Consider the following 13902-nt stretch of genomic DNA (forward strand, 5'->3'; position numbering starts at 1 on the left):
GGCGGAGGATTTCGATGAAACGCCCGAGCGCCAAGAAGGGCAACGAGCTGAAAGCCGTGGTCCCCACCCTGGTGGAACTGACCGACCGGGTGCTGTACGAGGATGTGTGGGAGCGCCCCGGCCTGTCCAAGCGCGACCGCAGCCTTGTCACCATCGCCGCCCTGATTTCGATGTACCGGCCCGAACAGCTGCCGGCGCATCTGGGTCTGGCGCTGGATAACGGCCTGACTAAGGAAGAGATCGGCGAGGCCATCGCCCATCTCGCCTTCTACGCCTCCTGGCCGTCCGCCATCTCCGCCAGCCGCAAGTTCCTGGAGGTGGTGGAGGAACGGGAGGCGAAGGCGAAGGGGGAATGAGGGTTCGCCTTCTATCTGCCTTTACCCATTCTACCGTCATTCCCGCGAAAGCGGGGATACAGCGAAACTCTTGGGTACCACCATTGCCACTTTCTCCACCGTCACCCCGGCGAAAGCCAGGGCCCAATTCGTAGAGCAAGGCGCTTGTCACTTGGGCCCCGGCTTTCGCCGGGGTGACGGTGGATACTGTTCCACGGGACAGCGCTAACTGTTCCCACATCGCAAACACGGGTGCGCCCCATGACAAACTTCCTGCTGTCCATCGGCGGCGAGGCCGTGCCTGCTGCGGCCTGCTTCCCCGTCATCGACCCCGCCACGGGCGAAGCCTTCGCCACGGCGCCCGATGCCAGCGAGGCGCAACTGGACATTGCCGTTGCGGCGGCCCGAAACGCCTTCGCCGGCTGGCGGCACCTGGATGCCGGCAGCCGTGCCGCTGCCATGGGCGGTTTTGCCGACGCCATCCGGGCTGACACAGAACCGCTGGCAGCACTGCTGACCCGCGAACAGGGCAAACCCCTTTCAGTGGCAAGGCGGGAGGTGGCTTTCGCCGCCGACCGGATCGCGGGCGTGGCAGCACTGGATATCGGTGGTGGGTACCTGCGCGAGGGGCCGCTGGGTCCTGTGCGGCTGGATTATGTGCCCATGGGGGTGGTGGGCGTGATCGCGCCCTGGAACGCCCCCCTGATCCTGGCCATGCAGATGGTGGCGCAGGCGCTCGCCGCCGGCAATGCCGTGGTGGTCAAGCCGTCGCCCTTCACGCCCCTGTCCACCCTGCGCCTGGGTGAACTGGCGACCCGCACCCTGCCGCCCGGTCTGGTCAACACTCTGTCGGGCGGCAATGATCTGGGCCAGTGGATGACCCAGCATCCCGGCATCGACAAGATCGCCTTTGTCGGCTCCACCGCCACCGGTAAGAAGGTGATGGCGTCGGCGGCATCCAGCCTGAAACGCGTGTCGCTGGAACTGGGCGGCAATGACGCCGCCATCGTGCTGGATGATGTGGATGTGGCGGAGATCGCGCCGCGCCTGTTCGCCAGTGCCTTCATCAATAGCGGCCAGATCTGCATGGCGGTGAAGCGTGTTCTGGTCCAGGCCCCCATCGCCGACGCCCTGGCCGAAGCGCTTGCGGCGGAGGCCCGCAAGGCCCGCGTCGGCGGCGGCTTCGAACCGGATGTCGAATTCGGCCCCGTGCAGAACCGCCCGCAGTTCGATAAGGTGCTGGCCATCATCGACGACGCCCGCGCCCGGGGCGGGCACATCCTGGCCGGCGGCCACGCCCTGGACCGCCCCGGCTATTTCATCGCCCCCACCATCGTCACCGGCCTGCGCGAAGGATCGCGGCTGGTGGATGAGGAACAATTCGGCCCCGTCCTGCCCATCCTGTCCTTCACGGATGAGGAGGAGGCGGTGATGCGCGCCAATGCCACCCGCTTCGGCCTGGGTGCCTCGGTGTGGAGCGGCGACCCGGCCCGTGCCGAAACCGTGGCCAACCGGCTGGAGGCCGGCACCGTCTGGATCAATGGCCATGGCGGTGCCGCGCCCGACCTGCCCTTCGGTGGCTTCAAGGAATCCGGGATCGGCCGCGGCATGGGCCTGGCCGGCCTGCGCTCCTACGCCGAAATCCGGGTGCTGCATGGGGCTGGGGTTTAACGCGCCTTGGTCATCGCCGCGATGCGTTCGAAGGCTGCGACCTGCTGATCGGTGTCCAGCACCTGTTCCAGCCCCATCTCGCGGGCGCGCTGCAGCCGGTCGCGGCCGCGTTCCAGCAGGTCGGCGTCGAACACATCGCCGCGCCGGCGCAGGATCTTGCGCGTGCGGTGCGGCAGCTTTTCCAGCGCCAGAGCGGTACGGGCACAGTGAAACCGGCGGCAGACCGATGGCCGCTTTTCATGGATCGAACAGCCCGTGGCCATCAGATAGGTACAGTGGCCGGTGATGGGATCGCGCTTCAGCGCGGCCATGGTCCGGCCGGGATAAAGGGCCGAGGCGATCGGTTCCCAGCGATAGAAGGACAGGTCGTCCCCCGCCTCGGGATGCAGGATCACCTGATCGTTCTTGCAGCATTGAATACAGCCATCGCACGGGATGGCGTTCTGATCCGCCGGCATGATGCACCCAGATCGTTTGTCTATGCTGGAATTGATTAGATCATGTCACATCTCATGCGGCGGATCGAGAGACCATCACCATCAGCAACGAGGATCGTCGATGCAGGACCTCTCCCAACACGTGGCCATCGTGACCGGCGCCAGTTCCGGCATCGGTGAGGCCGTCGCCCGCCGGCTGGCCGCAGCCGGCATGAAGGTGGCCCTGGTCGCCCGCAGCCGCGACAAGCTGGCCAGCATCGTCGCGGAAATCCAGGCGGCCGGCGGCTCGGCATGCGTTCACGCCGCCGACGTAACGCGCGAGGACCAGGTGGACGGTCTGTTCAACGCCGTGCAGCAAGAGTTTGGCCCCCCCGACCTGCTGGTCAGCAATGCCGGCATCGCCGACAAGACCCCGCTGGAGGATTTGAGCCTGGCGCGCTGGCAGGAAGTACTGGACATCAACCTCACCGCCGCCTTCCTGTGCTGCCGTGCCGCCGTGCGGATGATGAAGCAGCGGCGCCGGGGCCGCATCCTTCTGGTCGGCAGCATCTCCGCCCTGGTGCCGCGCGAACATACGGCGGCCTATACGACGACCAAGTTCGCCCTGGACGGCCTGACCCGCTCCATCGCGCTGGACGGGCGCGACCATGGCATCACGGCTTGCATCATCCATCCCGGTTCCACCATCACCAATTTCGTGCCGGGCCTGGAGCGGATGAGCGCCGAACAATCAATGCGCCCCGAACAGGTGGCCGAACTCGTCCATTGCATCGCCGCGATGCCGCCGGAGGTGAATGTGCTGGAAAGCGTGATCCTGCCCATCGGACAGCCGTTTTTAGGACGGGGGTAGACAGCGAAAAGCCCGCCAATCCGTTCGGGTTGGCGGGCATTTTAGTAAGTGCCCTTCCTCAGAACTTGAACCGCGCCCCCACCGCATAGGTGCGGCCGATACGATCATAGAAGACCGAGGAGGCGTAGCTGGGGGCCGTCACCGCACCGGGGGTCATGGGGGGGGCCTTGTTGAACAGATTGTCGATGGCGCCATAGATATCCACGGCATCGGTTACGCTGATCTTGCCGTTGATATCGACATAGGTGCGCGACGGAATGCTGTTATCGGCGATATCCACGCCCTCAACATAGGCGACATTCAGCTTGCCGCCATCAATATAGCGCACCACCGCTCCCAGCGCATAGTCGTCGGCCACATAATCGACCGACAGCGTACCGCGCCATTTCGGGATACCGCCCGCCGGGCCCAGCGTGCCGGTGCTGCCCACGGTACCGGCGAAATCGGTGGTGATGCCATTGCTGCTGACCGTCAGTTCATCGACATAGGTGGCAAGGCCACGCACCGACACCTTGGCCTCGTCCAGGTCGAAACTGTAGGCCGCCTCGATATCGAAGCCCTTGGCCGTCGACCGCGCCGCGTTCAGCAGCGTCGCCTCCACCCGGGTGATGACATTATTGGCATCGAAAGTGATGGCGCTGCACAGACTGTCCTGCTTCTGCTTCAGACAGCCATCGACGATCTGCTGACCGGTCAGCGCCGTGATCGCATCCTCGATCTTGAAAGAGAAATAGTCGAAGGACGTGCGGAAGCCCGGCAGCCATTCCGGCTGGAAGACGACGCCGCCGGTAAAGGCCTTGCTGCGCTCCGGCCGCAGGTTGGGATTGCCGCCCGTCAGTTGCGGCGTCGACAGGGCGACATTGGTGTTCGGATTGATGATGGTATTGATAAGCTGGTTCTGGCCGGAGAACAGTTCGTTGATATTGGCGGCGCGGATATCGCGCGACAAGGTGGCCCGCAGGCGGATATCGTCGATCGGCTGGTAATTGGCCCCGACCTTCCAGGTCTCCACCCGGCCGCTGGTGGAATAATCGGTGACACGGCCGGCCAGGTTCAGGTCCAGCAACCGGGCGAAGGGACTGTCATTCAGCAGGGGCACAACGACTTCCGCATAGCCCTCCTTGACGTTCAGGGAGCCGCGCAGCGCCTGCGGGTTCACCGTCTTCCAACCGGAACGCTTGGAGACATCGTCATTGGTGGCTCGCACCGCTTCCCGCCGATATTCGATGCCGACGGCCACCGACACGTCGCCGGCCCAGGTCGCGAACGGTGAGCCCTCGACATTGGCGACATAGACATCCTGTTCCTGATGGGCATCCAGGATGGCGACCCCGCCGATATAATCCAACGCCGCCTGCGACATGGACCCGGCACCGAACAGGTTGATGGGCACGCAGGCGCGGATGTCGCCATACGGGTCCTGGGCCGCCGTCGGGTTGGGATTGTTCAGCAGGGCGCGGCAGATCGGCTGGCCCGTGGCCGGGTTGATGACGCTGTCCACGCCCAGGGTGAAGCGGGCATTGTTGCGGTTGTTGCCATCCTCGCGGTAATAGCGCACCCGGCTGAACTGCGCCGAGGCATCCCAGCGCCAGCCATCGCCGAACGTGCCGTTCACGCCCAGGCCATACCGCTGGACCTCGTTCTCCACGGTGTTGAAGAACGCCCCCTCTTCCCCGCCCACGCGGCCGATGGAGAAGCGGGCCAGATTGTTGGCGACCAGGATGTTGCGGATCTGGGTGGGCAGGAAGGCATTGTCCCGCTGGATGGGGATATTGCCATTGTCGGTGGCCGTCGTGCCGTCGGAATAGATGTCGGCGCGGGAATAGAGCGCATCGGCGTAGAAGGTCAGATCCTCCGTCGCATCGAAGCTGAGCTTGGCGAAGCCGGTCCCGCGCTCGATCTCCGGGGAGATGTTGGCGGTGTCGGCCAGGCTGGCCCCATCGCCGCCCGACATGAAGGTGCCGCCGACATAGGTACCGCGATTGAACGGCAGCACCGTGCCGCCCGGCCCGAACTGAAGATTGCGCAGGGGCGCAATGCTATTGGACGCGGTCACACCGCCGAAGGTCATCTGGGAGAAGCGGGCATCCGGTGCGACCACGAGGCGGGTCTGGCCGGGCGTGCCCGGATAGGCCGGGTTGGTCAGCACGGCGTAATCATCCCGACCCCAGGGGCGCGAGGATTGGGCCAGTTGCCCGTCATCCTTGAAGTAATCGCCGGAGACGACGAGATGGAAATTGCCGAAGGCCTTGCCTACGGCAACCGATGCCGCCGGCTTGTGGTGATCATCATATTTGGACTGGCTGTACTGGGCGGAACCCTTCACCCCCTCGAACCGGTCATCCAGGAAGATATTGACCACGCCCGACACCGCGTCCGACCCGTAGGCCGCCGAGGCACCACCCGTGACGATCTCCAGTCGCTTGATCAATGCGGCCGGGATGACATTGACGTCGATGCCGCCGGTGGGATCGGTCGCGGCGAAGCGACGGCCATCAACCAGGATCAGGGTCCGGTTCGGGCCCAGCCCGCGCAGGTCGAAATTGCTGGCGCCGATGGGCTGGCTCGACTGGCCGCTATTCTGCGCCGGCTTCAGGGTCGGCGTATCGAACATGATGTCGGCCAGATTGCGGATGGCCCGTGTTTCCAGCTCCGCCTCACCGATGGAGGTCACCGGCGTGGGGGCGGCGAAGCCGCTGATGCGCGTGCCGGTGACGATGATTTCGAACAGTTCGATCTCTTCAGCCGGGGTTTCCTGCGCGATCACGCCGTTCGTGGTCAGCAGGCCCGCCGACAGGGCTGCCACCGCCGTTGCCAACCGCCGGCGTCCGTGACCGGACGTAATTAGAGTCTTCTGATTATCCCGCATTCTGCCCTCCCGTTCACATCGCGAACCTTTTGCGGACCGCGCTTTTGCAGCACCTTCACATGAAGGGCGTGGGGGGCGTCCAATCGTTTAAATCGACAGGATCGATACTCTTGCGGCATCATAACGAACTTGATTATACAATAACGAACATAAATCATCATTGGCAGGAGGAAATATGCGGTTGATCCGAACCCTGGGACTGGCCACCCTGCTCCTGGCTGGCAGCATGGCAAGTGCGGGAGAACCGCTGAAGGTGGTGGGCCGTCACGACGTGATGGAGGTTGGGCCCGTGCTCTACGCCATCCAGCAGGCCGGCCCCGACATTGCGGTTTTCGCCAGTGGCGGCGTCGACAATCTGTTCAAAGCGGCAGGATCGGCCCCCGCCGGTGGCTTCGACCATGCGCCGGGCCGCGCCGATCTGGCCGCACAGGCGGAAACCCAGGCGCTGCGCGCATCCGTCGCCAATCCCGACCTGCGCATCATCCTGACAGTGACGGAGGGCCTGTACCGGATCGTCGCCCGCCGGTCGGCCGGTATTGCGAAGGCAGAGGATTTGCGGGCCAAACGCATCGGCGTGTTCGAGCGGACGTCGGCCGCCTATTTCCTGGACCGGCTGCTGGCCCGTGCCGGCATCGGCATGCATGAGGTGACGCTGGTCCCCCTGCGTCCGCGCGAGATGGAACCGGCCCTGGCGGCGCGCACGGTGGATGCGGTGGCCATCTGGGAGCCGGAGAGTGAGCGCAGCCTGCTGGCTTTGGGCGATGATGGGGTCAGCCTGTCGGACCCCACCGTCTATCGTGAGCTGTACAATCTCAATACCACGGCCCAGGCCCTGGCCGATCCCGTCCGCCGGGCACAGATCGTGGATTTCGTGCGCCGGCTGATTACTGCCGCGCAGGTTTCTGCACAGGAACCGGCGAATATCTGGCCGCTGGTCGCCACCTCCAGCGGCTATCCCCACGATCTGGTCGCCGCCGCCTGGCACCACCACCGTTTTCCAGCATCCCTGCCCGACGATTTGCTGGACGTGATGGTGGCGGAGGAGAAATGGCTGGCGGCCCAGGCCAACCGCCCTGCCCGCGACCGTGCGCAGCTGGAAACGCTGATCGACAGGTCGGTGCTGCGCGAGGCGAAGGCACCCTGAGGCCGGCCCCCGGGGTGCCACATCATCAGGAGAAGAAGGTGCCGCCATTGATGTCGATGCAGGCGCCATTCACGAACCCGGCTTCGTCCGACAGCAGATAGGCGGTCAGATCCGCCACCTCCTCCGCCACGCCCTCGCGCCGCAGGGGGGTGGCGCCCGCCACCGCCTTGCGCACCTCCGCCTTGGTGAACGTATCGTGGAAGCTGGTGCTGATCATGCCGGGGCAGACGGCGTTGACGCGGATGCCCGTCGGGCCCAGTTCCTTGGCCATGGCGCGGGTGAAGGTCATCACTGCCCCCTTGGCCGTGGCATAGGCGGATGCGCCGAAGCCGCCGCCATCGCGGCCGGCCTGGGAGGAGAAGTTGACGATTGCGCCCCCCTGCTTCATCAGCGGCACCACGGCCTTGGTGGCCAGAAAGGCGGATTTGACGTTCAGGTCCATGACATGGCTGAAGAAATCGTCATCCATGTCGGCCAGCACCTTACGCGCCACCATACCGCCGGTGACATTGACCAGCAGGTCGATCTGTTCACCAAAGGCTTGCGTAGCCGCCGTCACCAGGGCCGCGACATCTTCCTGCCTAGTCATGTCGGCCCGGTGCGCGATGGCCCGGCCACCCGCCGCTTCGATGGCACGCACCGTCTCTGCCGCACTGTCGGTACCGTTGCAGTAATTCACCACCACGGCGGCACCTTCTGCCGCCAGCCGCAGCGAGACCGCGCGGCCGATATCGCGGCCGCCGCCGGTGACGATGGCGACCTTGTCCTTGAGCTTCATGCTCCTGCTCCTTGCTTCGATGACGGGGATGCGTCCGGCGTCACGGGCGTGAGGCGCCCGCCCAGCAGCCAGACGGAAAGAATGGAAAGCGGCACCAGCGACGCGCCCAGCGCGAAGATCGGCGCATAGGATTGGGCGGTCATCGCGGGCACCAGCCAGGTGGTGATCAGCACGCCGGCCACCGCCGCCGTGCCGGAAATCCCGGCCAGCGTGCCGACGGAACGGCCGGCGAACAGGTCGCTGGGCAGGGTCTGGATATTGCCGATGGCCGTCTGGAACCCGAACAGGATGACGGCGATCAGCAGCACGGCGGCCAGCGGCGTGGCGGCACTGGCCGTCAGCAGCAGCGACGGCAGCATGATCACCCCGCCCAGCGTGATCACCGTGCGCCGCACCCGGCCCACCGCCCAACCCCGGCGCAGCAGCCTTCCCGCCAGCCAGCCACCGAACAGGCTGCCCAGCATGGCACCGACATAGGGCACCCAGGCGAACAGGCCGATCTGCTTGATATCAAAGCCGAAGGTTTCGGCCAGATAGATGGGCAGCCAGGAAACGAACAGCCACCAGACCGGATCGATGAAGAACCGGCAGAGGATCACCGCCCAGCTTTCACGGTGGCGCAGGATTTGCCCCCAGGTCGGGGCATAATCGCTGCCGGCTGCCGTACCTGCCGACTGTCGGCCGGACAGGATATGTTCCTGCTCCGCCGCAGTGATCCAGGGATGGCTTTCGGGTCCGGCGCGATAGACCAGCAGCCAGGGCACCAGCCAGGCAAAGCCCAGCACGCCCACCAGCAGGAAGGTCGCCTGCCAGCCGATAGCCAGATAGAGGATGGCGATCAGCGGGGCCGACACGATGGAACCCAGCGAGGCGCCAGCATTGAACAGGCCCTGGGCAAAGGCGCGTTCGCGCACCGGGAACCATTCGGCATTGGCCTTGGCGGCGCCCGGCCAGGCACCCGCCTCCGACACGCCCAGCAGGGCGCGGAAAAGGCTGAAGGTCAGAACGGAACTGGCGGCGGCATGCAGGGCGATGGCCACCGACCAGACGGCAATGGACAGGGCAAAGCCGATGCGCGTGCCGATCCGGTCGAACAGCCGCCCGAACAGCGACTGGCCCAGGGCGTAGAAGATCATGAAGATGGTAACCAGCAGGGCGTAATCTTCCTTGGTCGCCCCGATCTGCGGTGCAATCTCCGGCCACATCACGGCCAGCGCATTGCGGTCGATATAGTTCACGACGGTCGCCACGCCGATCAGGACGATGATCAGCCATCTGAGATTGGGCAATTTCACGGCTTGACCTCCCCGTTCTTGGCGTTCTCGTCGACCCTTGCAAACGGCCCCTGCCAGCGGATCGTGCGGCCCTCCACCGCCACCTCGTGCCAGGTCTCCCTGGCGGGATCGGCGGACACGGCCAAGCGCAGGCGGGCGCCGGTGGCGAGCGTCAGGGTGATGACATCACCCGTCGCCCCTTCCACATGGCTCAGGCCGGTGATGCGGGTGCGGCCGCGCAGGGTGAATTCGGCAGCACCATTATATTCCCCGTGCGGTTCCAGCACGCCGACGAAGCTGGCCTCCTTGGCATTGTCCAACCGCTGGATCAGGATCGGTTCGCGGCGTAGGTTGAAGTTGGGATCGTTGGCCCCGCTTTCGGCCAGAATGGCGGTCGCACCCGCCTGCGGCAGGAAGCGCCAGGTATAGAACCGGTCGCCCAGCAGCCAGGTCAGGGTCGCGTTACCGGCCTCCGGCTTGCCCGTCGCATCCACCCAGACATGCTGGTACCCGGCCGCCTTGCCCAGCACGGGGCGGGTATCGATGTTGGAGGCCAGGGGGAATCCCACATCCATGATGTGGCCGCGGTAATGCAGCGGCAGGTCCAGCTTGACCGGATGATCCGACGCCACCTTCAGCAGGTCGATCACCACCGGCTTGTCCAGGTCCGCATGGCCCAGCAGCGCCATTGTGCGGGTGAAGGCGACACCTTGATAGGCCCCCTCCATGCGGGCCGACACGATGCGCATGTCATCATCGGCGTGGAAGAACAGCGGCGTGGGCGCCAGCGGCTGGGCGCGTTTCAGGTCGGCGTCGAAATGGCTGGTCTCATCCACCACCAGGGTATTGTGGGCGATGGTCTGCTTGGCCCAGCTTTTATTCTCCGGCAGATAGACGCCACCGGCCTTGCTCTCGATATTCAGGAACCGGGCGGCACCGTAGTCGGCCACCACCTCCGCGCCATTATCGTAAAAGATCCAGGACAGCTTGTCGAAATGACCATGGCCCATGCCCTGGGCGGTGTTCTTGGCCACCAGCGCCTGATGTTTCGGCCCAGTGCCGGCGCGCAGGATGGCCAGGCTGCCATGGCTGCCATCCGGCCCGTCGCCCAGGTTCTGGGAGGTGAAGGCGAAGGGTGTGGCCTTGCCGGCGGCCACCGCGGCCGACAGGGCGGCGCCATCGGGCGTCAGCACAGCCTTTCCCTGCATCTGCGACACCGATAGGAAGCCGGTGTCGCCCGTGCGGGCATAGGCGATGGCCACCGCCTGATACAGTTCCTCCGTCGCCAGCCCCTTATCCTTCATCGCATCGTTCAGCGGGAAGAACAGACCGCCATAGGTCAGGTTGACGGTGGTCCGCACCGCCTTCAGCAGCACGCCGTCGCGGCGCTGGAAGATGCCGCGCTGCGGCTCGTTCTGCTCAATGGCGCGGGCGAAGCCGATGAAGGGCAGCAGCGCATAGCGCTGATAGTACGGCCCTTCCTCGTAATAGCCGTCGGGCGAGAACAGCTGGTCCACCTGTTTCAGGAACCCCGCCTTGCCCGATTTGTCCAGGCCCAGCAGCGCCTTGTCCACCAGATCGCGGTCACGCAGGACGTAACCTGTCATGCCCACCGCCGCGACGGCCCAGGTGGCATGGTTATGGATCAGGTTGAAGTTTCTGGGCGACCCTTCGGACAGGAACCGGGCCATGGGCCGGAACACCTTATCCTCAATGATCTTGCGGTCCTTCTCCGCCATCGCGGCGCGCACCGCGTCATAACCCTGGACGGCATAGAACAGCCAGTTGCTGTCATTCAGCGTCTGCCAGAACAGCCGGCCCGGTATCTCCCCCCGTCCCGCCGGATGCGGGCCCAGACCGGGATAGACCTTCGCGTAAGCCAGCAGCATGTCGCGGCTGAATTCCACATAGGCCTTGTCACCGGTGATGGCGTACAGCGCGCCGGCATCGTACAGCGCCCGGAAATTGCGCTTATGCTGTTCATGGGTATAGCCGCCGCCGGGATCCTTGGGCAGGGGCACCTGGATGCCGACCTGGCGCACGGCTTCCACCGTGGCCAGGGCGCGGGTAAATTCGGCGGCGAACAGCGGGTTCTGGCGGGCGTCGCGCATGGCCTGCCGCCCGGCCTCGTCCACCAGGACGGGGGCCGTATCGGCCAGTGCCGTCGGCGCCACGGCCATGACCGCAAGGGCGGCCAGGGCAAACGGATGGCGATGATACATATCTTTTTCCTCCCATCAGGGCCTTTGGCCTATGGCGCTGGCGTGCCCTTGAATTCATTGTCCTGGATGGTGACCACAGGCTCCCCCACCGTGCGGGTGAGCTTGATCGCACCGCTGTCGGTGAAGCGGTTGCCGGTGATGCGGATGGCCTGCACGCCATGCAGGCGCAGCGACGGGTTGTCGGTGCCAGAACCGGCCTTGGTGAGATTGTTGTCGGTAAAGTCCAGCTTCGGGCCGAAGGTGCTTTCATCCTTGCCGCCGCGATAGAGCGAGAGGACCCCGCCCTTCACATTGCTGAACTCCGACCGTGCTATTTCCACCCGTTCGGCATTGTACAGGCCCAGATCGTCGGTCTCCGCATCCAGCTTCAACGCCGTGCCGGAAATGTCCTGAAAGCTCGAACCCTCCACCCGGATCAGGCCGGCCAATGAGCCCTTGCCCGCCGCCACGACATGGAAGGCATTGTTGACGTCCAGACCGGTGAAACGGCTGTCCTCCAACCGCAGCTCATAATTGCGGCCCAGGCCATCGGCAGTGCGGATCACGGCATTGCCGGCGGCATCGGGCGCATCGGCCCCGCTAATGGTGACACCGGTCAGGCGCAGGGACCCGCCCTCCTCGATCCGGAACAGGGTGGGGCGGGAGAAGCGGATGTCACCGGCCCCGCGCAGCCACAGCGGCCTGGACACGGGCAACACCTCCTCCACCCGGTAAAGCCCGGCGGAAAGGGACAGGATGTCGCCAGCACCCGCATTGGCGAAGGCGGCGGACAGGGTGCCGTCGCCCGGCGCCACATCCAGGGTGCGGCCGGTGCCGAACCCGGCCTGCGCCACATGCTTGGGATACCAGGGCACACCGACATCGTCCTTCGCCACCGGTTTCAGGTCGCGGCGCACGCCGATATCGGCCAGGGCCGGATCGGTCGGGTACAGCAGCCCATTCTCCGCCCGGCGCAGCTCCACCGCCCGGCGGGTGATGGCCGCCAATGCCGGCCTCTTCACCGGCGTCTGGACATTGCCGTCGAACGCGATGCCCGACACATCATCCAGAACCCGGAAAATCTCTTCCGGGCCGCCGGTGATCAGGTTGTCGGCGAAGCGGCTTTGCGTGGGTGGGGCGGAACGTTCCTTGTCCGCCCCGGCGCCCAGTTCGATGGACGCCGCGTCGATGATGCTGTTGTTCGTGATCTGGGCATTGACCACCGGGTCATAGCGGTTGATCGGCCCGTCGGGCACGCCGTTCAGCACGGCCACGGCGCTGGCGAAGCTCTTGCCCGCCAAGCCTTCCATGTAATTGTTGCGGACGATCTGGTCGCGGTTGATGACGCGGATGCCGCCGGTATGCGGCTTGGCGTTGCCGAAGAAGACATTGTCCTCCACAACATTGCCGTTGCCATGGCGCAGCGTCAGGGCGCCGGCCGATTCCATGAAGACATTGCCGCGATAGACATTGCCGCCCGACTTGCTGGAGATGATCTCCACCTCCCCGTCGCAGCGTTCGAAGTAATTATATTCGACCACCGTATGGCTATCGCTGCGCGACTGGTGGCTGGTGCCGACGCGGATCGTCTCCCCACCGTTGGAACCCAGGCTGGGCCGGGGACCGAAATAATTGTGGTCGATGTGGTGGCGGTTATCCAGGCCATATTGCGGGTCGCGGATCACCACCAGCGTCGCGCCCTGATTGGTCTTGCCGACGATATGATTGTGGTCGAAGCGGTTGTCGCTGCCATAGAGCGCCACCCAATGGTCGCTCTCCTGCCGGGCCGGGCGGTTATAGGCATCGATCACGGTTTCGGTGACCCGCGATTGGCTGGCCGCCGCCCCCTTCTCCCCCCGAAACGCGATCACCTCTCCCGTCGGCGTATGGCCATCGCGGAACACCAGCCCTGTGACCACCAGATGCGATCCTGCCAGCCGCAGGTTGGACTTGCCCGACAAGATCACCTTGCCGGGCGTCTGTGCGGCCAGCGTGATCGGCGCCCCTTCGGTCCCTTGCGCGAAGAAATCGATGCGGAAATCCCGCCAGACCCCGTCGGCCAGCACCAGCCGGTCGCCCGGTTTGGCCGTCGCCAGCAGGGCCTGGAACTGCGCCGGATCATGGGCCAGCAGGGTGCGACCCTGGGTGACCGCCGCCTTGGCCGGCCCCGCCGCATGCGGGGCGCAGGCCGGCAGGACCAGCAGCAAAGGCAGGGCGATGGACAGGCGCAGCAGGGATCGAAGGGATCGGGACATTCTGACCTCGCATCGGATTGGTCGGCATTCAGACCAATTTAGACCAATCTGTCAACCTGTTTAACGGACCAAATTGCAGGGCCAGCTA

Annotated in this window: 10 protein-coding genes; 4 read left to right on the forward strand and 6 right to left on the reverse strand. The window is 65.2% G+C overall.

From position 1 onward, the window contains the following. Nucleotides 1-14: 14 nt before the first annotated feature. Both AC1Q7F_RS05150 and AC1Q7F_RS05155 read left to right on the forward strand, forming a co-directional pair. Entirely contained in the window at nt 15-356 is a 342-nt protein-coding gene (locus tag AC1Q7F_RS05150) for a carboxymuconolactone decarboxylase family protein (protein ID WP_492504487.1), read from the forward strand. Between the two features lie 240 nt (nt 357-596). Next, nucleotides 597-2006 carry an aldehyde dehydrogenase family protein gene (locus AC1Q7F_RS05155; RefSeq protein ID WP_492504489.1) on the forward strand — a complete coding sequence of 470 codons (1410 nt, stop codon included), beginning with the start codon at nt 597-599 and terminating at the stop codon, nt 2004-2006. On the opposite strand, the gene AC1Q7F_RS05160 is transcribed toward AC1Q7F_RS05155, so the two are convergent. Then, nucleotides 2003-2464 (reverse strand): YkgJ family cysteine cluster protein, encoded by a 462-nt coding sequence (locus AC1Q7F_RS05160; RefSeq protein WP_492504491.1) that lies wholly within the window; start codon nt 2462-2464, stop codon nt 2003-2005. The two genes, AC1Q7F_RS05155 and AC1Q7F_RS05160, sit on opposite strands and share 4 nt — an antisense overlap. Nucleotides 2465-2564: 100 nt before the next feature. Here AC1Q7F_RS05160 and AC1Q7F_RS05165 point away from each other — a divergent pair, with 100 nt between their 5' ends. Continuing rightward, nucleotides 2565-3293 (forward strand): SDR family oxidoreductase, encoded by a 729-nt coding sequence (locus AC1Q7F_RS05165; protein ID WP_492504493.1) that lies wholly within the window; start codon nt 2565-2567, stop codon nt 3291-3293. Nucleotides 3294-3351: 58 nt separating this feature from the next. Here AC1Q7F_RS05165 and AC1Q7F_RS05170 read toward each other — a convergent pair whose 3' ends face one another. Beyond that, nucleotides 3352-6162: a TonB-dependent receptor plug domain-containing protein gene (locus AC1Q7F_RS05170; RefSeq protein ID WP_492504495.1), complete on the reverse strand. Its 2811-nt coding sequence runs from the start codon at nt 6160-6162 to the stop codon at nt 3352-3354. A gap of 175 nt (nt 6163-6337) precedes the next feature. On the opposite strand from AC1Q7F_RS05170, the gene AC1Q7F_RS05175 reads away from it, so the two are divergent. Then, nucleotides 6338-7306 (forward strand): ABC transporter substrate-binding protein, encoded by a 969-nt coding sequence (locus AC1Q7F_RS05175; RefSeq protein ID WP_492504497.1) that lies wholly within the window; start codon nt 6338-6340, stop codon nt 7304-7306. A 25-nt stretch (nt 7307-7331) separates the two neighbouring features. Here the strand turns inward: AC1Q7F_RS05175 and AC1Q7F_RS05180 are convergent, their stop codons facing one another. Genes AC1Q7F_RS05180 through AC1Q7F_RS05195 form a run of 4 tightly spaced genes read right to left on the reverse strand, consistent with a single transcriptional unit; the run spans nt 7332 to nt 13814 of the window. Further along, on the reverse strand, nt 7332-8084 hold the full coding sequence (locus AC1Q7F_RS05180; RefSeq protein ID WP_492504499.1) for an SDR family NAD(P)-dependent oxidoreductase: 753 nt from the start codon (nt 8082-8084) through the stop codon (nt 7332-7334). After that, on the reverse strand, nt 8081-9379 hold the full coding sequence (locus tag AC1Q7F_RS05185; RefSeq protein ID WP_492504501.1) for an MFS transporter: 1299 nt from the start codon (nt 9377-9379) through the stop codon (nt 8081-8083). The genes AC1Q7F_RS05180 and AC1Q7F_RS05185 overlap by 4 nt, the downstream gene beginning before the upstream one ends. Further along, nucleotides 9376-11580, reverse strand: coding sequence for an alginate lyase family protein (locus AC1Q7F_RS05190; protein ID WP_492504503.1), 2205 nt, complete (start codon nt 11578-11580; stop codon nt 9376-9378). Before AC1Q7F_RS05190 ends, AC1Q7F_RS05185 begins: the two co-directional genes overlap by 4 nt. A gap of 29 nt (nt 11581-11609) precedes the next feature. After that, the gene (locus AC1Q7F_RS05195) at nt 11610-13814 is read right to left on the reverse strand and encodes a chondroitinase-B domain-containing protein (protein ID WP_492504505.1); all 2205 of its coding nucleotides are present in this window, start codon (nt 13812-13814) and stop codon (nt 11610-11612) included. Nucleotides 13815-13902: the final 88 nt, after the last annotated feature.

The organism is Niveispirillum sp. GW835-FHT14G11, from assembly GCF_058793615.1.

Excerpts from the sequence above, each read along its gene's own strand:
- AC1Q7F_RS05165 (WP_492504493.1), top strand. The coding sequence starts at position 2,565 with ATGCAGGACCTCTCCCAACACGTGGCCATCGTGACCGGCGCCAGTTCC.
- AC1Q7F_RS05175 (WP_492504497.1), top strand. The coding sequence starts at position 6,338 with ATGCGGTTGATCCGAACCCTGGGACTGGCCACCCTGCTCCTGGCTGGC.
- AC1Q7F_RS05195 (WP_492504505.1), bottom strand. The coding sequence starts at position 13,814 with ATGTCCCGATCCCTTCGATCCCTGCTGCGCCTGTCCATCGCCCTGCCT.
- AC1Q7F_RS05170 (WP_492504495.1), bottom strand. The coding sequence starts at position 6,162 with ATGCGGGATAATCAGAAGACTCTAATTACGTCCGGTCACGGACGCCGG.
- AC1Q7F_RS05180 (WP_492504499.1), bottom strand. The coding sequence starts at position 8,084 with ATGAAGCTCAAGGACAAGGTCGCCATCGTCACCGGCGGCGGCCGCGAT.
- AC1Q7F_RS05155 (WP_492504489.1), top strand. The coding sequence starts at position 597 with ATGACAAACTTCCTGCTGTCCATCGGCGGCGAGGCCGTGCCTGCTGCG.
- AC1Q7F_RS05160 (WP_492504491.1), bottom strand. The coding sequence starts at position 2,464 with ATGCCGGCGGATCAGAACGCCATCCCGTGCGATGGCTGTATTCAATGC.
- AC1Q7F_RS05150 (WP_492504487.1), top strand. The coding sequence starts at position 15 with ATGAAACGCCCGAGCGCCAAGAAGGGCAACGAGCTGAAAGCCGTGGTC.
- AC1Q7F_RS05190 (WP_492504503.1), bottom strand. The coding sequence starts at position 11,580 with ATGTATCATCGCCATCCGTTTGCCCTGGCCGCCCTTGCGGTCATGGCC.